This is a genomic window from Burkholderia sp. B10, from assembly GCF_004368385.1.
Taxonomy (GTDB): Bacteria; Pseudomonadota; Gammaproteobacteria; order Burkholderiales; family Burkholderiaceae; genus Burkholderia; species Burkholderia vietnamiensis.
On the sequence record NZ_PQMX01000029.1, the window covers coordinates 12,824 to 33,438 of the forward strand.

Genomic DNA, 20,615 nt, shown 5'->3' on the forward strand with positions numbered 1-20,615 from the left:
TCGCGGCTGCCGTCGAATGAATACCATTTCAAAATAGTTCGTTGTGCAATTCGTGATGTCGTGATCGGCCTGTCCGATTCGCCCAGGATTCAGTCGTCGTTTCAATCCGGAACGCCCCTAGGATTTGTGCAACTGCACACGCTCGACGCAATGCGATTGCGCATGTGCAACGTCGATTGTCTGGGCGCCCGGACGCCGCATCGGAAACCGGCGTGGTCCGCTCTTCACTCCGAAATCATGGAAATATCGCTATGTTGAAAGTGACGAAAGCCGTCTTTCCGGTCGCCGGCCTGGGCACGCGGTTCCTGCCCGCCACCAAGGCGAGCCCCAAGGAAATGTTGCCGGTCGTGGACAAGCCGTTGATCCAGTATGCCGTCGAAGAGGCGATCGAAGCGGGCATCACCGAGATGATCTTCGTGACCGGGCGCAGCAAGCGCGCGATCGAAGATCACTTCGACAAGTCGTACGAGATCGAGGCCGAGCTCGAGGCACGCGGCAAGGAGAAGCTGCTGTCGCTCGTGCGCAGCATCAAGCCGAGCCATGTCGACTGCTTCTACGTTCGCCAGGCCGAAGCGCTCGGGCTCGGTCACGCCGTCCTGTGCGCGGAGAAGCTCGTCGGCGACAACCCGTTCGCCGTGATTCTCGCCGACGATCTGCTCGACGGCCCGACGCCGGTTCTGCGCCAGATGATCGACGTATTCGACCACTATCATGCGTCGGTCATCGGCGTCGAGGAGATCGCGCCGGCGGATTCGAAGTCCTATGGCGTGATCGACGGCAAGCGCTGGGAAGACGATCTCTTCAAGCTGTCGGGGATCGTCGAGAAGCCCGAACCGGCGCAGGCGCCGTCGAATTTCGGCGTCGTCGGCCGTTATGTGCTGAAGCCGAAGATCTTCAAGCATCTGCGCGGGCTCAAGCCGGGCGCGGGCGGCGAACTGCAGCTGACCGACGCGATCCAGTCGCTGCTCACCGATGAACAGGTGCTCGCGTACCGCTACGACGGCACGCGTTTCGACTGCGGCAGCAAGCTCGGCTATCTGAAGGCGACGGTCGAATTTGCGTTGCGGCATCCGGAGGTCGCGGCGGATTTCGAACGGTATCTGCTCGCGCGGATGTCGGAGCAGCTGGTCGTCTGACGCCGGTCGCGCGCCGCGGGCCGCGGCGCATCGTGCGACCGATCTTTCACGCCACGTGCCGCGGAGATTGCGGCGTCGCGCAGCGAGGACCGCACATGTGGACCGCCATCGGCAACCTCGGTGACGCTGCGCTGACGCTCCCGCTCGCCGCCGTGTGTTTCGCATGGCTCACACGCTCGTTGTACGGCTGGCGCATTGCGCTGTCGTGGGCCACGCTGCTCGCTGCGGCGATGTTGCTCGTCGGCGTCACGAAGGTTCTTCATGCGGGATGCGGCGTGCAGATTCGCGCGGTGCACTTCCGCGCAATCAGCGGGCATGCGCTGCTCGCTGCGGCCGTGTGGCCGATGGCATGCCTGCTGATGCTGCACGACGGCTGGAACACGCGTACATTGCGCGCGCTGTTGCCGGGGCTCGCGCTTGCCGCGACGATCGCCGTGGCGCGCGCACGCGACGACGCACATACCGCGTCCGAAGTGATGGCCGGCTGGATGCTCGGTGTGCTCGTCACCGTCGTGCTACTGAAACGATGGACGGATGCACCGATCCTGCCGCCCGTGTTGCGGCCGCTCGCGGTGGTGTCGGTATGCGCCGTGGCGGCGCTTGCGTATGGACGGCATGCGGCGATTCAGGATGCGATCGACGTGTATGCGCCGGTGGTTTGTGCAAGGGGGATGTGAGCGGGGGACGTGCGCGGAGGTTGCCGGGCTCGACATGCGACCGGCGATGCGCGACGACGCTCGTGGTGCTGCACGGTCGCGGCCGACGATTGGCGGCACCGATCAACATTCTGTCGGACTCGCACGATTGGCATTACCGACAATGGGTTCATCACGCACTGCACCATTTTCTATTTTCGCTGGGAGCCGATGAAGATCCTCGTCTACGGCATCAACTATGCGCCCGAGCTGACCGGCATCGGCAAGTACACCGCCGAGATGGCGGAAACGCTCGTCGAGAAAGGCCACACCGTGCGTGTCGTGTGCGCGCCGCCCTACTATCCCGAGTGGCGCGTCGCCAGCGGTTACTCGGCGCTGCGCTACTCGACCGAAGAGCGCGGCGGCGTCGCGCTCTGGCGTGCGCCGCTGTGGGTGCCGTCGCGACCGAGCGGCATGCGCCGCATCGCGCACCTGGCGAGCTTCGCGCTGTCGAGCTTTCCGATCATGCTGCGGCAGGCGCTGTGGCGGCCCGACGTCGTCGTGTGCATCGCGCCGAGCCTGCTCAATGCACCGGCCGGCTGGCTCGTCGCGCGCCTCACCGGCGCGCATGCGTGGATTCACATCCAGGACTACGAGGTCGATGCCGCATTCAGCCTCGGGATGCTGAAGGGATCGCTGCTCAAGCGTGCGGTGCTTGTGCTCGAACGTACGCTGCTGAAGCGGTTCGACACCGTATCGACGATCTCGGGAAAGATGATCGAGCATGCGATGCGCAAGGGCATTCAGCCGCACAAGCTCGTCCACTTTGCGAACTGGGCCGACACGCATTCGATCTATCCGCTCAAGCGGCCGAGCGAATTGCGGACCTCGCTGTACATCTCTCCCACCGCGACGATCGTGCTCTATTCGGGCAACATGGGTGCGAAGCAAGGGCTCGATATCCTGGCCGACGCGGCGCAACGACTCGTGATGCGAGACGACGTCGTGTTCGTGTTCTGCGGCAACGGGCCGGCGCGTGCGGAGCTTCTGATGCGCTGCGGCGGCCTGAGGAACTGCCGCTTTCTCGAGCTGCAACCGATCAGCCGGCTGAACGAGCTGCTGAATCTCGCCGACATCCATGTGCTGCCCCAGCGTGCCGACGCTGCCGATCTCGTGATGCCGTCGAAGCTGACCGGCATGTTCGCCAGCGGGCGGGCCGTGATCGCGATGGCGAGCCCCGGCACCGAGCTGCATGACGTTGTTGCGCCGCGCGGGATCGTGGTTCCGCCGGGCGATGCCGAAACGCTTGCGTCGTCGATCGACGCGCTCGCGGCGAATGCGGCCGAACGCGCCCGACTGGGGCAGGCCGGGCGCAAATTCGCCGAGGCCGTGCTTTCGCGCGACGCGGTGTTGAGCGCATTCGATGCCAAGTTGCACGCATTGCGTCCCGCGCCGTCCGACGCCGAAGTCCCCGGCGCACGGCATCCGGATTTCTGAAACTGCATTCGACTCTTCTCGATACCGCAACATGAAGATCACCATCATCGGTACCGGCTACGTAGGCCTCGTCACTGGCGCTTGCCTCGCCGAAATCGGCAACGACGTGTTTTGCGTCGACGTCGACCAACGCAAGATCGACATCCTGAACGGCGGCGGCGTACCGATTCACGAGCCGGGCCTGAAGGAGCTGATCGATCGCAATCGCGCCAGCGGCCGGCTGCAGTTCTCGACCGATATCGAAGCGAGCGTCGCGCACGGCGACATCCAGTTCATCGCCGTCGGTACGCCGCCCGACGAGGACGGTTCCGCCGATCTGCAATACGTGCTCGCCGCTGCGCGCAACATCGGGCGCTACATGACCGGCGCGAAGGTGGTGGTCGATAAGTCGACCGTGCCGGTAGGCACCGCGCTGCACGTGCGCGATGCGATCGCGACCGAGCTCACGCGGCGCGGCGTGCGCCATGAATTCTCGGTCGTGTCGAATCCGGAGTTTTTGAAGGAAGGTGCGGCCGTCGACGATTTCATGCGCCCGGACCGCATCGTGATCGGCACCGATTCCGATGAAGCTGGCGAGCGTGCGCGCGAACAGATGAAACGGCTGTATGCTCCGTTCAACCGCAATCATGAGCGGACGCGCTATATGGACGTGCGCTCGGCCGAGTTCACCAAGTATGCGGCGAACGCGATGCTCGCGACGCGCATCTCGTTCATGAACGAGCTGGCGAATCTGGCCGATCGCGTCGGCGCGGATATCGAGGCCGTGCGGCGCGGCATCGGTTCGGATCCGCGGATCGGTTACGACTTCCTGTATGCCGGGGTCGGCTACGGCGGATCGTGTTTTCCGAAGGACGTGCGTGCGCTGGTGCAGACCGCTGCCGAATACGGCCAGTCGCTGCGGATTCTGGAAGCTGTCGAAGCGGTCAACGATGCGCAGAAGAAGGTGTTGCTGGAGAAGATTTCGGAGCGATTCGGGGAAAATCTGTCGGGGCTCACGTTCGGGCTGTGGGGGCTGGCGTTCAAGCCCAATACCGACGACATGCGCGAAGCGCCGAGCCGCGATCTGATCGCCGGGCTGCTGAAGCGCGGTGCGAGCGTTCGCGCTTACGATCCGGTTGCGACGGAGGAAGCGCGGCGTGTGCTCGCTCTCGATCTTGGCGACGATCCTGGCGCGCATGCAAGGCTTCGGTTCGTTGCGACGTCGGAAGAGGCTGCGGCCGGCGCCGACGCGCTGCTGATCGTCACCGAGTGGAAGGTGTTCAAGAGCCCGAATTTCGCGGCGCTGGTGGAACTGCTGAATGAGCCGGTGATCTTCGATGGGCGGAATCTTTATGAGCCGGAGGCGATGGGGGAGTTGGGGGTTGAGTATTACAGTATTGGGCGGCCGGATGTGGCGGGAGCGGAAACAGTTAGGACGCTGAGCGTAGCACGGGCATAAGCGTACAACTTCCGGATTCGGTCTATATCGAGACCTTAAGCCCGCAATTGAACCAGAACCGTTACGGAACTTACCAATATGGCCTCGGATATAAATCAGGCACTGCGGGCATCGCGCAATACACGTTTGCACCCCGCAATTCAGTGTTTGTAAATTTAATGAATAAGTCCCGCCATCGACCGGATCCAACCAAACAAATTCCCGTGGAGCATCGAATCATGAAGGTTAGCGTGGCAGTTTGCGGTCGCTTCCACTTTCACAATTACATTGAAAATCTAGACAGATCCGGAATTCTAGATACATTTTACTACTCCCATAAGATACGCAATTCCGCATTCTCGTTGGCGCACAGCCGTTCGATCAATATCTGGGCAAAAGAATATGCCGTCCGAGCTCATGCCAAAGTGTTGAAGGGACGGCTGAGCGATTTGCTCTACCCGTCATATCACGACCTTTGGCAACTTGGCGTGCGCCTATACTGGCGACCGACTCAAGTACTACACGTCATGGCACACGGTACGTCACGACAAGTTGTCAAGGTCGCGAAACGCGAAGGCTCGACCGTAATCGGAGAGGTTGTCAATACCCATCCGATTTATCGTGACAGCATTCTAACCAAGGAGGAAGACAAGCGCGGGCTTCCACATGTCAACAGAATTAATCGACAACAAAAGAGATTGATGGACGAATTAGAAATGTACGATTACGTGCTGGCGCCATCAGCGATCGTACGAGAGTCCTTCATTCAGCAGGGAGTTTCGGAAAGCAAAATAAAAGTTATTCCATATGCCGCGAATGTGAAAAGATTTCACCCTCTAAATAGACATGACCAGTCAAAGGATCGCTTCGACATCTTGTGCGTTGGACAAATCAATTTGAGAAAGGGCCAACTTTACCTCCTGGAAGCCGTCAAGCAACTCAACGACAAGCGATTGCATGTCACGCTGATCGGTCAAATTGATCCACATATTGAATTTTTACTGGAGCCATATCGACATCTGTTCACGCACATTCCGCGTGTGGACAACACACAACTCAACACATACTACAATTCCGCTGATCTCTTCGTGCTGCCTTCCCTGGAGGAGGGTTTGGCGGTAGTGCTATGCGAAGCTTTGGCTACCGGACTTCCGATTGTCGCCACGCTAGAATCCGGGGCTGCGGAAATCATCGAACATAATCGTAGCGGCAAAATCATTCCGGCCGCTTCCGCCACCCAACTGGCCAATGCAATAGATGAGATGGTTAGCGCCCCCGGAAGGCTGAGGGAATTTTCTCACCAGGCACTCCTCGCCGCTACCAATACTCACAATTGGAATCAATACGTCGAAAAACTGGTCGGCGTCTACTCCGACTGTCTGGGATCGAATTAGCTAATCACGAGGCGTAGGGCTTCCGCCTCAAAATCGCGACACGTCAAATTATGTATTATCGGCGAGTTCGTAGAGCGCTTGCGGCGCCGTGACGCCTTTTCATCAGCGTAGCGCTATGTCGGTGAATGTGAACGCGTGCTCGTGTGCTCGCGGGCAGACCGCTGAGACGCGTACAGACGATAGGATAGCCCTTGCACTTGACTCTTGAGACGTCGCAGTAGTACCAAAAACGAGTTACCGATCACTTGATTCATTCACCAAGGCGAGCGGTATATGCTGCTTCTGCTGATCGTACCATCGCCGCCACCCGGCGAACCAGAATGCGAAGCGCGATACGACAACGTGGCCGCACTATTGGTCCGCCCCAAGTTCTTTCCCTGACTGCTTTGCCCGGTGTAGCCAGCAATACTGGCGGCGGACTCCCGGGAGAGTAGCCGCTCAACCGGTGTTCGACTGTAACCTTCCGAGGGCGCAGCAGAGTGCTTTCCAACGAGCTCCTCGCCGAAATTCGCGTCATATCGCCCGTCGTAACTTTTCGGTGCACCGAGCAACGGACTAGTGGATGCCCCGGGGACGCTTATTGAGTTCCGTGCCTGGCCGTTGCTGGCCGAAGCTTTGCCATCAATGCTGCTAAAGCCGCCTGTCGCCCTACCATCAATTCCATGTGCGGTCCCGAAATGCGGAGATGTCAATGTTCCCACCGGCAGATTCCGATTTCCCCATTGTCGGCGCGTTCGTCCTTTATTCGATTCACTTTGGGCGTTAGCCGCAGTATCAGTCAATAAAAAAAACACAAGCGTCATGAAAATACATATCGCTTTCGTACGTGTGCGCATATCTTCCCCACCACTGCTATCGAATTGTCGACCCATTCTCAATAAATCAAATACCACAACCCAACCGACCACCACGATAAATCAATATTTTTCACCTTAATGACGGCACCCCAACCAGACATCCCATAGAAAAATTCAATCACAAATCTACGCAAAAATAATCAATTTTCCTCACGCCAAAATAAATATCATCAGGTTAACAACTAACACTATACAACCACCGCCCTATACACAGCCATCATTCCTCGCTTTCCAGGCATCTCGATGAATATGTTAGTCACATAGGAAATTGAAATAAGGGTAATCAAATATAAAATCAAAATCGCAAAGAATCTAATATCAATCACGATACCCATCATCGATTCAAAAACAAGCAACAGAGGCATATGTAAAAGATACATTGAATAGGACAGCCTACCCAACATTTGCGGGATAGGCGAATTCAACAAATTAGAAATAATTCCCTTATCTCCGCTCAATAGACCGATCAACATTGCAAATGCAAGTGGAGCGACAAATGCCAGCACACCATACTGCGTTGACGTTGTGATCAAAAAGATTGAAGCCACAGCAATAGCAACCTCCGCATAGCCACTCATTCCCATCCAGGAAAATTCGCGCCACGGCTTAAAATGATATACCACAACACCTGCAAAAAAACCCGCCAAGCATCGAATCATTGCTCCTGATGAGGCCACATTATCAAGACATGCCTTTGCACCAACACCGCATCCATTTTTTACCAAATCTATATAAAATAGAAATGCATAACAAACGAGCGAAATAACCAACGAAATTAACGCACGGCGTTGATTATCCACCACAAGCCAAAACATGCCAAAGACTACGTACGCGTAAAACTCCGTACTGATACTCCAACTCGCGAAATTATATACATGAATATTTGGCAAACCGAGTCCGAAAATCATGGTGATCGTGGCCAATATTTCCGCCGCCGAGGGCAAAATCAACGCGCCAGCTGAATCAACCACATTGGCAACAATAAAATATGCAAGATAAGAAAATAGCAAGAGCGGCAATAACCGCGCGAGCCTCGAAAACATGTATTTAAAAAATTCCGCGAAACTCACTAGCCTATCGCCATAGCTAACACACATCACATAACCGCTCAATATAAAAAACAAATCAACCGATAGATACCCGGCTTTGATCAATGAAATACCGTGAAGTGCCTTGACGTGGTAAATCACAACCAAAAAGGCTGCGACTCCTCTGAGCCCCTCAAATGACTTAATCAGTGGTTTAGCCATTTTCCCGTCGCCAGAATTTTCCATATATCGTCACCTTATAATCAAGGGCCACATGGAATTGATTATCTGGCCATCTATAGTAATCCGGCCCAATTTCGGCTTTACGCTCGAATCATCTGAAAAGTGGCTTCCAACCGCATTCTTCGCCACAAGGGATAACGTCCGCTTTCCGAGTGAAACTATTCTAATTTTACCAAGGCGCAACCCTGCCACCCCCCCTAGCGGAAAAAACTTTGCATCTGACCTACTCAAGCCAGATTGCCCAATCAGAAACGGGGAATGCGCGCCTCGATCCAAGAATTCAATATATCCATCGTCAATTGTCAATTCGGCGTCGTGTACACGAACCGGAACTGTCGTCTGTCCCGTAATGGACAATTTCCTAATACGTACTTTCGTCGTTCCAGTGTTTCTTATTTTGTACTTGGAAGAAAGTCTTTCCGAAATAGACGAACTCGGGCCAGCGCCTGTGGCAGGAAAACCTATAGAAACCGCCGCTGAATATGCGTCCTCAGATGGTGTGTTCGTTGCGCAGTTTTTTGCTGCGAGATAATCTATTTCGGTATCCCCTCCAAATAACACACTTATCCCAGCTCGCTGAAAATCGCGTACCTCGATGTGTTTGAAGTGAACGTTAATCGACGTATCACCGACTAGCAATCCACCAAGCGAATTTGATGATCCGTTTCCTTCCAGAACAAGACTCCCCCAGTCGACATCGGAGGTTGATTCGATTGTCAGTGTGTTTTTTTTAATATCGTCCGAAATCACAGTAACACAGTCACTTGTTACTCCGTTTGACGTGCCCCATGACGCTGAGACACCGCGATCCAAGACGACTTTTTGCCACCCGCTGTCGATAGTTGCTGAGTGACAGATATATGCAGCCCCCTCTGTAGCCGTAAAGTGCAAGTTCTCCAACCGAATATTTTTTGGATAATCCTGTTGCCCATTACGGAATCGTATGACGAGATTCTCCGCATATTCAAAAATCTGACGCAAACGCTGATCGACCGTAATTGAATTTTTATCGATCGACCTGACAGTCAAAAATTGGTTTGGCGCGTCCTCGCGTGAGGGCGTACTGCTTACCGAGCGCCCATTTCGTGCCAAGCGGATAGTCTGACCGACAAGAACATCTGGGGCGTTTTTAAAGAAAATCTGATTTTCATTACAACTCACCCCTATCACCTCAGCAGTTTTCTCGCCATCGAATACCCCTGACAATATATTTATTGATGTCTGGTAGCCGAAAGGTGACGACTCACCACCCATCATATCGATAATCGAGCGACCTTTCGACGTTACGAGGACATTTGAAGGCAATATCCAAATTCTCGAAATACTAGTTGGATCAAGATGGTGACCCAAGATGTTTTCGTCTACGTCTGATCCGGTATATTTCCCAAGGATATATTTGGGGAGATTCAAACATATTACTCCGCCACCACGCTGATGAATGGCATTGGAGGCACGCTGAAATGCAGCTAACCAATCCCCCCTGTCTTTTTCCTCGTAGTAATCTTCAACAGCGACCACGCTCTTGAGTCCGACGTCAGCAGCACTCGACGGCCGCTCGTCGGCGTTCACCATGAATGGCGCCCCCACATATCCGGCGACAACAGCACCGATTTTAGCGACCGCTGCTCTTCGAGATGGACGCATGGCGTTATCAAACCATTTAGTTTCATTCCGGTTATTCGGCAAATCCCGTTATATTCTAATTTTAACGGGATGAACAATCATCGCGATCAACATACCCAACCAAAAGGCTCGAGATATAACAACAGCTTGCCCTCCATCGAATAAGAGAGCCACAAACATAACCACTGCTATGCACATAGTTGGCATCATCCCTCTCTTGCGCCTAGACACATATATACCGCGAACCAACCATGCTAAGAATGGGGCAGTCAATAAAATTCCATAGTGAAAACACATGTAGAAAAACAAAGAATCTATGGTCGTCACCTCTACAACCGATTGCGAAAAATACGGATCAATGTCATTGAAAAATGAACGATACCCGAGTCCGTGAGGCAACGTTACCTTCCATGGATTCGTAAAAATAAACTTAAAATACGAAAATCGCGTCTCGTCAGAGCCTTGCATTCTCCCGTTTCCACTTACGGTGGCATCAAGAAAATTCTGAGTCTTTCCGACAGCCTGAATATAATGTGATTGGTCGCTAACAAAAAAATCTTCTACCTTTGAAACGAGACGCGGTGCGACTGGGATTGCTACAATTGCGCCCGCCGCAATAATTATCACGAGACGCATTCGCGACCTATTCTCAAGCTGTGATGCCGCATAGGACAACAAATAAACGATTCCGCACGCGGCGGAAATCCAATATTGTCGATAAAAACTAACGGCTGCCAGAAATACAAGCAGCACGGTGGCCAATGCAGCAAGAGCCATCCGACGCGACTCACACGCGAGCACGATCGCCACCAGCATGCAAACGTATGGAGACGCGAATTTTGTTCCCAAGGAATCTCCAGTGACTTGAAAATACCAACTCAATGCACTTATTATTCCGGTAACTATCCCGAGCTGAATCAACGGCAACGAATCTCGTCGCCTAAAATCCCAGAAAATCAGAAAGCCGAGCAGGATACTAAGATTAGCCCTGTAATCGGCATATGAATATATTGCATTCCCCCCGATGAGAGACCCCAATATAAAAAGTGCAGTTATAGTTATAAATGCCGCGATTACTTCGTGTCTTTTATACCGGACAATCCTCACGACTGCGCGCGCGATGGGGTCGCGAGCAATGAGTCCCCATCCAATCGCCAAAAACAGCGCCGCTTCAAACAGGTAATTTCCGCCAACATCGAATACCTTTATCGAAAATGCAGAAAAAAGCACTAGACTATAAATCGTTGGCGAAATCCAGCTTATTACGTAGCGCACAATTCTTCGCGAAACATCAGATCGAGCAGACGCTCCTCCGATATATGTTACGTTGACAAGTTTAATTCGGCTCGATCCCGCGTTTATTTCGTTCATCGGAGTGATACCAGTGTCAGCTCAGTAACGTGGTTTTCGAAACCAATTACTTCGATATGCTCGCCGGTACGAGATAGCAGCGGCTACGAAGTGCACTTTACGGTTGTGACGATGTGCAAGCTAGAGGGGGCTAGGGATTGATCACCGTCGACGAGGGATCTAGGTGTGGGATCAGATGCCTACCATTAGAAGGCATGCCCCACCCCATCCGGTTTTGTGACGCTGCATATCTCGGCATGGTGTCCGATCATGGATGACGGCGTCCGCCTAAATCTTGGCCGGATCCGTCGCGCCCCTCGAGCATTTCACTGCATGAGATGCCGCAGTGCCTTGCGCTGGATTAATCCGACATGATTAACAACCCGACGACATTCTCAAACAACCCCATCCACTACCCACTCCGGCCGTGCCCCTTCCGCAAGCAACCAGCGATACACCGCAGCCATCCGTTCCGCGACGCTGCGCCAGATAAAGCGCTCCGCGACCATCACCCGTCCACGCTTCCCCATCTCACTTAGTTCGCACTCGTCCGCTGCGCCAAACTTCGCCAGAAACCGCTTGATATCCTCGACATCCGCTCTGATTCTAAACGCCGCCCCAGCGTCAAATCCCTCCGGCAGATTGCATGCGTCTGTCAATGCGCACGGTACACCGACCGACCATGCTTCCAGCGGAACCATCGGTAGACCCTCGCTGAACGACGGCAGAATCAACCCATGACAGGCACCATAGGTCTGCTGTTTCGCGCCGCCGAATTGCGGTCCGATGAATCGGACGCGGTAATCTGCTTCCCGCATCTCGACTACCTGGCGCAATTGATCGATATAAGCCTGGTCCCCCCAGCCGCCAACAATCAGCTCCAGGCGCGAGTCCAGCGTTCGGTCTTGCAGCATCGATTTCCATGCGAGCAAAAGATTGTCCAAACCCTTCTTTGGATGTAAACGGCCGAAATACAGCAACAGCCGTTTGCCATCAAGGTTATCGCTCCACCACGATGGCTGCGTTCGGACCTCCGTCTTAGGCATATGCACGCCATTCGGAATGATCGCGATCGGCTGTTCGAAGCCGGCTGCGCGAATGCCGCGTGCCTCCTCCAAGCTCAGCGCATGAAAGCAAGCAGCGTCCCGTAAGTGCGCGCGCTCGTAGCCGGTCAACGCAATCCATTTCTTGACCCTGGAGCGATTCAGGATCCAGCGATCCAGCATTCCATGCGGGGAGATTAGGTAAGGCTTGCCATATCTGCGCCGCCATGCGACGACATCTGCCGATGGGTGCATCCAGATACCGTGCGTATGCACGAGTTCCGCGCCGGAACTCAACAGGGCCTTGCGCATCGCGGGAGCGAAACCGATGGCTTTTGGGCCCAGAGGTTTCGAGGTGGTCAGAGGAATCGTGCCCCATTCCGCACGATCCTCCTGCGTGTGGCCGTCTTCCAGGCCGAAGACGTGTGGGGATATCCCCGCGCCCGGCAATTGCAGAACCAACCCTCTGACGGCATCGAACAAGCCGCCGGCATCGCGTGACACCGACGAGGTGACAACGGCAATGTTCGCAACGGACGTACGTTCGCCGAACGCCTCGACTGTAAGCCCCATACTCTTCAATTGGCACCTCTATATGAACAATTTTTATACGTCCGACCGCCAATTCGGAGTTCGAGTCGTCTACCTGGCGATCATTGCGGCACCCGGCGCCTTAACGGTCGACAGGGGGTTCCGACACAAACCATCCCTTCCTCGATATCGGAAAACACCGAGCTTCGCGCACCAACGACAGCGCCACGGCCGACGGTCACGCCCGGCGCGACAAATACATCCGAGGCTACCCACGCCTGTTCCTCGATTCGGATCGACCGGCCGCGAATTGCGAAGTCAACGCGAGCGGGATCGTGATCACCAGCACATAAATACGAACGCTGCGAGATAACCGCATGAGCACCGATCTCAATCGTGCCCAAACTGTATAGCACCGCATCGTCCCCGATCCAGCTGTGATCGCAAAGCGTCACTTTCCATGGATACGTCACCACGGCCGTCGGTCGGATCAGCACACCCTTCCCGACTCGCGCGCCAAATAAACGCAATAGAAATCGGCGCCAGCCATACATGAATTGCGGTGATGCCCGAAACAGGATCGCCTGGCAGAGCCACCAAAGTTGAACGATCACAATGCTGCGACCACGGAAGCCATGTGGTACAGCAAAGCGGCTCAGATCCTGATAGGCCAATCGATCGCCGAGGCCGCCGGAATCCTGTGTCTCGGTGTCATATGTCATGCTTTGATCACTCTAGCGACGATATCCGCCAGTCTCTGACCCACGCTCGGCGAGTTGAGCTGCTGATATTTGGCAAAAGCGCGTGTGGCCGTGTTGCGAACGACCTCCGGCGGTAACTTCCAGATCTCGATCAAAGCCGCTGCCAACGCATCCGCGCCGCCATCCTCAGCATAGAGAAATCCGGTCTCGAAAGGCTCCACATATTCCGGCTCGGGACCCATGTGCATCGGCAGCCGGTCGTGCACCAGAGGCGGCAGACTGAGGCCGAACATATGGACGACGCTCAAACCCGCAGCGCCGGGATAGCAGCCAATCCGGCACTTTCGGCTGATCGCGGCAATCTCACCATCATCGAAAATCCCGCCGTGCCAGACAACGTGAGCCCGCCCCGCATACCTGTCCTGCAAGCGAGCTCGTTGCTCGCCATCACCGACGACGTGCAGCACAATGCAATGCCCGCCGTGCACGAGCGCTTCGACGGCTTGGATCAGGATTTCTACGTTGCAGCCCTCACGCAATCTCCCGACGAACAACACGCCTTGCTCGGTGCCAGTTTTCTCCAATGGCGCAACCGTCCGTTCAACCATAAGCGAATTCCTCGCGACGGTAAGCTTCGAGGGCGGGCAACCAATGCGCTCGAGTGAGCGCTTCGATACCTCCGCGTAGCAGACGTACTGCGAGGAAAGTGCGACCGCCGCGCGATAACAAAGGGTACGCATCAGACCCGGTTTCTCGTAACGGTAAAGACCTTGCCCGTGAATCACCATCGGAACGCGAGTCACACGACCCACGATCAGCGCCAGCCACAACGAAACGTAAGTTACATCGCCGAAGATGAACACGGCTGCCGGCCGCTCGCGTAGGATGCGCGGCACGACCTTTGTCTGGACTTTGACGCGCTTGTTGAGGAAAACATTCTTGATCGGCGTTTCGACGAATTCTTCGCATTCTGGGCGCTCGCGAGAAAAACCTCGCGACTCAACCCCTGATGAGTTCGCGAACACCTTCACGTTGAAGCGTTGCCGGAGAGCCGCGATAACCTCGATCCGATAGCGCGCAATCAACGGTTGCACGTAATAGACCGTATGCTTCAATGCAACCCCAGTCTCCCTGCCAGCGCCGTTACCGCTCGCATTCGATGTCTCGTGGTTCGTCACGGTCCCGTCCAAATGGTCAACTCGATTCACGAAACACAACTATCGACTTCGTCGAAGTGCCAGTTCTGAGATACAGCAATGGCATTGACGACGTTGCGTCCGAAAGCCTGCGGCGTATGTGCCATCGCGAACGCCCGCAACCGGTCAGATCCCCTCATTGCGGCCACGCTGTCGGCAAGGCATGACCAATTGAAGCGCACGTCGCTGGATCCGCTGACAAAATCACTCCATCGAATGCCGAGCCTGTATCGCTCCCGGTAGTGTTCAATTAGTCCGTAGCCTGCCGTCACGACGGGCACTCCAGCCTGCGCCGACTGAATCAACACACCGCTCATCCCGCTGAAGTTCTCATAGCACAACCACGCCACGTCCGCGCAGGCGAAGGCTTGCCCTTCCTCGAGATGCGTTACGAAGCGATCGACAGAAACGAGCTGGTGTCTGCGCTCCGGCCGTCGTTCAAGATACTCGGCGATCATCCGCTTCGCTTCCGCATTCTGCGCGCCCATCATCAGTACACGGAAATGAGGCGGCAGATCCGGCGCGTCAAACAACCTCAACAACTTCGTGAGCCCTTTGCGAGGGCTGACCGAGCCATACAGCAAGATCACGAAGTCGCTCGGCGAAAGGCCGTGAACCAGCCGCGCCGCCGACCGCTCCGCCGGTTGCCGGATGAATGACACGTCGGGAACGTAGCGGACCTTACCGGAATGATGTTTCATCGCTCGGCCGACAAATTCGGCGAGCGGCTCGTCGATCGAGGTCAGAACGGCAAGATTTCGCGTCTTGAGCGCACGGGCGAAAAAGAACTTGTTAACCATATCCTGCTTGCCGTAAGTACCGATAATGCCGCACGCTGCATGATGAAACTTGGCGGCCAACAACATCCCGCCGAACGGTGTATCGCCAAATGGTGATCCGAGCCAGCCAATCACCTTATCGATGTTGTTGAAGAAAGGTACATATACGAAATCGATCTTCTCGTACCGGGACACGGTTCGATAGCCTGCCTGAAACGCTCGAATCCATCGGTACTGCAAGCGAAACAACTCGAACCGACTCGCCCCCCCTGGGGGCACGTCAGGCATCGTTGCAATCTTCAGCCGGTCACCGAACTCGGACAGCAGCGCTTTGTATGCGTCGTGACGCGTCGCTTCGGTGCTGGTCAACATAACAACCTTCCACCCGCGGGCGAGCGCCTCAGCCACGATCAGCCGAACGTACAACACCATGCGGTGGCCGGTCGCATCTGGTTCGACGATCATCAATGTCGCCATTCCGTTCCCCTACGCACGGTCTGTCCCGAAGTCATCGCGCATCAAGATCTGCTTGAAAAGATCGAAATACCGTTCGGCCACGCGCTTAACTGAAAATGCGCTGAGATCCCGCTCGAACCGTGGCTGATACTTAATGAATGATTCGATCGCCGCCGCGTAGCTCGCGCTATCCGACACTGGAATGCACCGTACTCCTTCAAACCGACTCAGCTTCGCAAACGCATCAATATCCGACGCCACGACCGGTACGCTGCTAGCTAGAGCCTCGATCATCGCGACGCTGTGCGCCTCGCGTAAGGACGGCATGAGATAGACGTCCGCCGCGGACAAAAGCGAAGGCACGTCCGACCGGCTGCCCAACCACAAGACATGGTGCTCAAGCTTCAGTTTTGCTATTTTTTCGACGACTTCCTGGCGATATTCATCGGTCTCCGTCAGGCCGGCGAACCAAAGCACGACATCGTGGCCGCCACTAACGAGCCGCTGGAGCGCCAGTACGCTGGAGACCTGTCCCTTCACTCGCGCAACGCGACCGACCTGCAACAGAACTATCTGCTTCTCACCGACCTTCAACGCATGACGCAGCCTGTGTCGCTCCGCCGGATTAAAACGGAAACGATCGATCTGAGTACCGTTCGGGATCGTCTCGATCCGACCCGCGCTACCGAACCGCATTCTGTAGTTATCGCGGGCGGTATCGGTCACGGTTACAACCGCCGCCGCCGCAAAACGCAACAGATACTCAGAAGCACGCAACGCGGGATTCGAATAGTCGTCGTTCGTCGCAGAGTGCAACACGCTCACTACCGGAATGGAAGCACCGGACAAACTCGCCACCGCCCGGGCGTACGCGGCCGGGATCACTGAATGCGCGACGATAATGTCCGGTTTGAATTCCCGGCATGCGCGTTTGATCAAGCGTATTCGGTCCAAACGCCCAGTCACATGTGGCGGACTCGTGTACCAGACACCCCGTTGCACAAGCGGATCGACGATTTTCTCGAAATCTGGATCGGATGGATTCAACGCGGCGATGCCCGTGACTGCGCCGCGCCCTGCGTGTGCGTCTGCCAAACTGCACGCGAGGATTTCCGCGCCGGAATACCGTGGCGTCAGAACAATATGAAGAATTCGCATGACCGAGTCTCCTCAAGCAGACAACGAAAAGCCGGCCCGCAATTTCTGCAGAGGCAAAACGATTGCGATAGCGCTCAAGAGTCCGATCGGTACGACGCGGTACGGAATCTCAGACAACAGATATCCGAGCAAAATGACCAGACCTGAAATTGGCGCTCCGATGAAAGCGAGCGGCCAAAGCTCCCGCAAGTCGCCACCCGCGTCGGCAAGCATTTCCCGAAGCATGATCAGGCAGCAGACAAAAACCGAAATGGCAGACGCAAGTGCAACGCCGATCGGGCCAAGCAAAGGTACTGCAATAGCAGATAGGCCGAGCAAGACGACAAGTTGTATCGACGTGGCAACCGTGACTCGACTCGGCCGCCCGGTTCCACGAAGATATGCATTGAGAAGACCAACAAGCACGCCCACCGCCATCAAATAGACAAAGACCCGGAAAAATGGCACCGCACCGCGCCACTGGCTGCCGAGAGACCAACGAATGATGTCTGGCGCCGTCACGCAAAGGAATGTTGCAAGCACCAGACCGATCGCGCCCAGATGGCTAAACAGGGCCAACGCATACCTTACCGCATGCTCTTTGTCTCTCCGGGCCAGCTCGGCAAAGTTCGGAAACAGGTACTGGTTAAGCGCAATGCCAAAGTCGGCCACGCCAAATTGGGCGAGGCGACTTGCCGTCTGGTATAGGCCGAGAGTCTGCACGCCAAAAGTCTTCACCGTTATGAGCCGATCAAGTTGATTGACGACCATCGTCAGCAAGCTGCTAGCCCAAACCCAACGGCCAAACCCCATAACCTCGCCAAGCGGTGCGGTGTCGAAATTCAGACGCGGCCGTGTGGAAAATACGACATGCGACGCGATAGCCTTCAGCAACTCTGCCAGCGGAAGCGCTGCAAGCACCCATACCACGTCGTGGTAGGCGAATGCCGCAACACATGACATCACGAAGTCAACGATGACGAATGTCGTCGTCAACAGGCCAACCGTGCGAAACCGCCTTTCGCGTTGAGCGATCGCAACCCGCATGCTTGCCATACACCGCGCAAACGGTACCAGCGCAACCAGTTGCAACAACGTCGTGCTCTCAGGAATGCTTATCAGTCGCGCGATTGGCGCCGATGTCACGAACAAGACAACTGAAAGGATCGTGCCTCGTACAGCGTTTGCCGTCCACAATGCGTCCAGGCTTCGCTGATCCAACAACTCGCGTTGCTGGATCAGCGCATGGCTCAATCCCATTTCGGTGAGCGATTCCGCAATCGACAGAGCCATCAAGGCCGCGGCGATCAGCCCGATCGACTCTGGCCCCAACAAGCGTGCCAAAAGGAAGAACTTGAACGCCACCAGAAGGCGCGACACACCCTGTTGCGCGAACACCCAGGTCGCGCTGCTCTCGTCAAATCGCATCATCTTGGTTCGCAGTGTCTCCGCACTTAAACCCGTTCCGTCACGTGTGCTTCAGGACGCTCGAGGAAATCGCGGTAGGTCGAAGCCAGTCCCTCGTCGAGACCAATCTTCGCAGTCCATCCCAGATCGGCCAGCTTGCTGACGTCGAGCAGCTTCTGCGGCGTGCCGTCTGGCTTCGTCCCGTCGAATTCGATTCGGCCATCGAATCCCACCGCCCGCATAGCCGCGCGCGCCAATTCCTCGATCGTGACATCCGATCCGCATCCCACGTTGTACAGGCTCGCTTCGACGTCCCGCTCCAAAGCGAAGACTGTCGCGTCAGCCATGTCGTCGACGTGGAGGAACTCGCGGCGTGCGCGTCCGGTTCCCCACACCAGGAGGCTGTCCTTTCCTTCGAGATTCGCTTCGTGCGCCTTGCGTAGCAATGCTGGCAACACGTGACTATTTTTCAGGTCATAGTTGTCGTTCTGGCCGTAAAGGTTTGTCGGCATCAACGACACATACTTCGTCCCGTATTGCCGGTTGTACGACTCGCAAAGCTTGACCCCCGCGATCTTTGCAATTGCGTACGGCTCGTTGGTCTTTTCCAGCGGTCCGGTCAGCAAATACTCTTCCTTGATCGGCTGCGGACATTCACGCGGATAGATGCACGAAGACCCAAGGAATACCAAGCGCTGAATCCCGGCCCGATAAGCCGCGTGGATCACGTTGGCTTCGATCATCATGTTGACGTACAGAAAATCGGCGGGGTAAGTGTCGTTCGCCAGAATTCCGCCGACCTTGGCCGCTGCAAGCACCACGACATCGATTGCACCGTCGCGGAAGAACGTTTCCACCGCGGCCTGATCGGTCAAGTCGAGTTCCGAATGGCGACGCGTCACCACATTGCGATAACCTTTCGCCTCGAGGTTACGCACGATGGCCGAACCCACCATTCCCCGATGTCCGGCGACAAAAATTCGCGTGTCTTTGTCCATGGTGCTCACTCGTTGTATTCGAACGTCTTGAAACCGGCTAGGGTCACGAGCGCATCGCGCTTTGCAACCTGATAGTCCGCGCGCACCATTTCAGTGACCAATGACTCGAACGAAGTGGTTGGCTTCCAGCCGAGCTTCTCATGAGCTTTAGTGGGGTCGCCCAGCAGTGTCTCAACTTCAGTCGGGCGAAAATAGCGCGGGTCGACACGCACGATCACGGTGCCAGGCGCCACCTTCGCATCGGAGCCTTCCACCTTTTCGACGATACCGACCTCGCTAACCCCCTCTCCCTCGAATCGCACGGCGATACCGAGTTCAGTAGCCGCATGCTGGACAAACTCCCGTACGCTGTACTGCACGCCGGTCGCGATGACGAAGTCTTCAGGCTGCTCCTGTTGCAGCATCAACCACTGCATTTCGACGTAGTCGCGCGCATGGCCCCAGTCGCGCAATGCCGACATGTTTCCGAGGTAAAGGCAGTCCTGCAGGCCGGCTGCGATCCGCGCGATCGCGCGTGTAATCTTGCGCGTGACGAAGGTCTCACCACGTACCGGCGACTCGTGATTGAACAGAATGCCGTTGCACGCGTAGATGCCATACGCCTCGCGGTAATTGACGGTGATCCAGTACGCATACATCTTCGCGACCGCATACGGGCTGCGCGGGTAGAACGGCGTCGTCTCCTTCTGCGGAATCTCCTGCACGAGACCGTAAAGCTCCGACGTCGACGCCTGGTAAAAGCGCGTCTTTTTCTCTAGCCCGAGAATCCGGATCGCCTCCAGGATACGCAGCGCGCCGATGCCGTCCGCGTTCGCCGTGTATTCCGGCTCCTCGAACGACACGGCAACGTGACTCTGCGCCGCGAGGTTGTAAATCTCGTCAGGCTGCACACGCTGGATGATGCGCACGAGGCTCGTCGAATCGGTCAGGTCGCCGTGATGGAGCACGAAGCGCCGGTCCGACACGTGGGGATCTTGATAGAGATGATCGATCCGGTCGGTATTGAACAGCGAGGCGCGGCGCTTGATGCCATGCACCTCGTAACCCTTATTAAGCAGCAGCTCTGCGAGGTATGAGCCGTCCTGCCCCGTTACGCCGGTAATCAAAGCAACTTTACGATTCATGATTCGATGCTCCTAAATGGACGTGCCCTGTGTGTCGATTGCAAAAGCACATTCGCAATGTTG

General features: G+C 55.9%; 16 protein-coding genes. 5 read left to right on the forward strand and 11 right to left on the reverse strand.

Features of this window, described 5'->3' with window-relative positions; translation table 11 throughout:
* Window positions 1-251: 251 nt before the first annotated feature.
* From galU to C3Y15_RS16320, 5 genes are all read left to right on the forward strand, one after another.
* The gene (gene galU / locus C3Y15_RS16300) at window positions 252-1,136 is read left to right on the forward strand and encodes a UTP--glucose-1-phosphate uridylyltransferase GalU (protein ID WP_011880563.1); all 885 of its coding nucleotides are present in this window, start codon (window positions 252-254) and stop codon (window positions 1,134-1,136) included.
* A 95-nt stretch (window positions 1,137-1,231) separates the two neighbouring features.
* Complete coding sequence (locus C3Y15_RS16305) at window positions 1,232-1,813, forward strand: phosphatase PAP2 family protein (protein WP_059474598.1); 582 nt, start codon at window positions 1,232-1,234, stop codon at window positions 1,811-1,813.
* 189 nt (window positions 1,814-2,002) lie between these two features.
* Window positions 2,003-3,268, forward strand: a complete 1,266-nt coding sequence (locus tag C3Y15_RS16310) for a glycosyltransferase WbuB (protein WP_069239728.1) — start codon at window positions 2,003-2,005, stop codon at window positions 3,266-3,268.
* 31 nt (window positions 3,269-3,299) lie between these two features.
* Entirely contained in the window at window positions 3,300-4,706 is a 1,407-nt protein-coding gene (locus C3Y15_RS16315) for a UDP-glucose/GDP-mannose dehydrogenase family protein (RefSeq protein ID WP_069239727.1), read from the forward strand.
* Between the two features lie 47 nt (window positions 4,707-4,753).
* On the forward strand, window positions 4,754-6,079 hold the full coding sequence (locus C3Y15_RS16320) for a glycosyltransferase family 4 protein (protein ID WP_124260108.1): 1,326 nt from the start codon (window positions 4,754-4,756) through the stop codon (window positions 6,077-6,079).
* A 1,045-nt stretch (window positions 6,080-7,124) separates the two neighbouring features.
* Here the strand turns inward: C3Y15_RS16320 and C3Y15_RS16325 are convergent.
* From C3Y15_RS16325 to gmd, 11 genes are all read right to left on the reverse strand, one after another.
* A complete protein-coding gene (locus C3Y15_RS16325) occupies window positions 7,125-8,210 on the reverse strand; it encodes an acyltransferase (protein ID WP_124260109.1) in 1,086 nt (361 codons plus the stop codon).
* Between the two features lie 6 nt (window positions 8,211-8,216).
* The gene (locus C3Y15_RS16330; RefSeq protein WP_124260110.1) at window positions 8,217-9,779 is read right to left on the reverse strand and encodes a hypothetical protein; all 1,563 of its coding nucleotides are present in this window, start codon (window positions 9,777-9,779) and stop codon (window positions 8,217-8,219) included.
* Window positions 9,780-9,899: 120 nt separating this feature from the next.
* The gene (locus C3Y15_RS16335; protein WP_124260111.1) at window positions 9,900-11,060 is read right to left on the reverse strand and encodes a hypothetical protein; all 1,161 of its coding nucleotides are present in this window, start codon (window positions 11,058-11,060) and stop codon (window positions 9,900-9,902) included.
* Between the two features lie 515 nt (window positions 11,061-11,575).
* Window positions 11,576-12,796, reverse strand: a complete 1,221-nt coding sequence (locus C3Y15_RS16340; protein ID WP_069239725.1) for a glycosyltransferase — start codon at window positions 12,794-12,796, stop codon at window positions 11,576-11,578.
* Window positions 12,797-12,876: 80 nt separating this feature from the next.
* The gene (locus C3Y15_RS16345; protein ID WP_080484382.1) at window positions 12,877-13,476 is read right to left on the reverse strand and encodes a putative colanic acid biosynthesis acetyltransferase; all 600 of its coding nucleotides are present in this window, start codon (window positions 13,474-13,476) and stop codon (window positions 12,877-12,879) included.
* The gene (locus C3Y15_RS16350; protein ID WP_124260112.1) at window positions 13,473-14,633 is read right to left on the reverse strand and encodes a glycosyltransferase; all 1,161 of its coding nucleotides are present in this window, start codon (window positions 14,631-14,633) and stop codon (window positions 13,473-13,475) included. Before C3Y15_RS16350 ends, C3Y15_RS16345 begins: the two co-directional genes overlap by 4 nt.
* A gap of 26 nt (window positions 14,634-14,659) precedes the next feature.
* Complete coding sequence (locus tag C3Y15_RS16355; RefSeq protein WP_230459696.1) at window positions 14,660-15,895, reverse strand: hypothetical protein; 1,236 nt, start codon at window positions 15,893-15,895, stop codon at window positions 14,660-14,662.
* A 21-nt stretch (window positions 15,896-15,916) separates the two neighbouring features.
* A complete protein-coding gene (locus C3Y15_RS16360; RefSeq protein WP_080484381.1) occupies window positions 15,917-17,044 on the reverse strand; it encodes a glycosyltransferase family 4 protein in 1,128 nt (375 codons plus the stop codon).
* Between the two features lie 12 nt (window positions 17,045-17,056).
* A complete protein-coding gene (locus C3Y15_RS16365) occupies window positions 17,057-18,454 on the reverse strand; it encodes an oligosaccharide flippase family protein (RefSeq protein WP_224019646.1) in 1,398 nt (465 codons plus the stop codon).
* A 23-nt stretch (window positions 18,455-18,477) separates the two neighbouring features.
* Complete coding sequence (locus tag C3Y15_RS16370) at window positions 18,478-19,428, reverse strand: GDP-L-fucose synthase (protein WP_124260113.1); 951 nt, start codon at window positions 19,426-19,428, stop codon at window positions 18,478-18,480.
* 5 nt (window positions 19,429-19,433) lie between these two features.
* Window positions 19,434-20,552 carry a GDP-mannose 4,6-dehydratase gene (gmd, locus tag C3Y15_RS16375; RefSeq protein ID WP_069239721.1) on the reverse strand — a complete coding sequence of 373 codons (1,119 nt, stop codon included), beginning with the start codon at window positions 20,550-20,552 and terminating at the stop codon, window positions 19,434-19,436.
* Window positions 20,553-20,615 lie beyond the last annotated feature (63 nt).

Excerpts from the sequence above, each read along its gene's own strand:
- galU (WP_011880563.1), top strand. The coding sequence starts at position 252 with ATGTTGAAAGTGACGAAAGCCGTCTTTCCGGTCGCCGGCCTGGGCACG.
- C3Y15_RS16305 (WP_059474598.1), top strand. The coding sequence starts at position 1,232 with ATGTGGACCGCCATCGGCAACCTCGGTGACGCTGCGCTGACGCTCCCG.
- C3Y15_RS16310 (WP_069239728.1), top strand. The coding sequence starts at position 2,003 with ATGAAGATCCTCGTCTACGGCATCAACTATGCGCCCGAGCTGACCGGC.
- C3Y15_RS16315 (WP_069239727.1), top strand. The coding sequence starts at position 3,300 with ATGAAGATCACCATCATCGGTACCGGCTACGTAGGCCTCGTCACTGGC.
- C3Y15_RS16325 (WP_124260109.1), bottom strand. The coding sequence starts at position 8,210 with ATGGAAAATTCTGGCGACGGGAAAATGGCTAAACCACTGATTAAGTCA.
- C3Y15_RS16330 (WP_124260110.1), bottom strand. The coding sequence starts at position 9,779 with ATGGTGAACGCCGACGAGCGGCCGTCGAGTGCTGCTGACGTCGGACTC.
- C3Y15_RS16340 (WP_069239725.1), bottom strand. The coding sequence starts at position 12,796 with ATGGGGCTTACAGTCGAGGCGTTCGGCGAACGTACGTCCGTTGCGAAC.
- C3Y15_RS16345 (WP_080484382.1), bottom strand. The coding sequence starts at position 13,476 with ATGACATATGACACCGAGACACAGGATTCCGGCGGCCTCGGCGATCGA.
- C3Y15_RS16355 (WP_230459696.1), bottom strand. The coding sequence starts at position 15,895 with ATGATCGTCGAACCAGATGCGACCGGCCACCGCATGGTGTTGTACGTT.
- C3Y15_RS16360 (WP_080484381.1), bottom strand. The coding sequence starts at position 17,044 with ATGCGAATTCTTCATATTGTTCTGACGCCACGGTATTCCGGCGCGGAA.
- C3Y15_RS16365 (WP_224019646.1), bottom strand. The coding sequence starts at position 18,454 with ATGATGCGATTTGACGAGAGCAGCGCGACCTGGGTGTTCGCGCAACAG.
- C3Y15_RS16370 (WP_124260113.1), bottom strand. The coding sequence starts at position 19,428 with ATGGACAAAGACACGCGAATTTTTGTCGCCGGACATCGGGGAATGGTG.
- gmd (WP_069239721.1), bottom strand. The coding sequence starts at position 20,552 with ATGAATCGTAAAGTTGCTTTGATTACCGGCGTAACGGGGCAGGACGGC.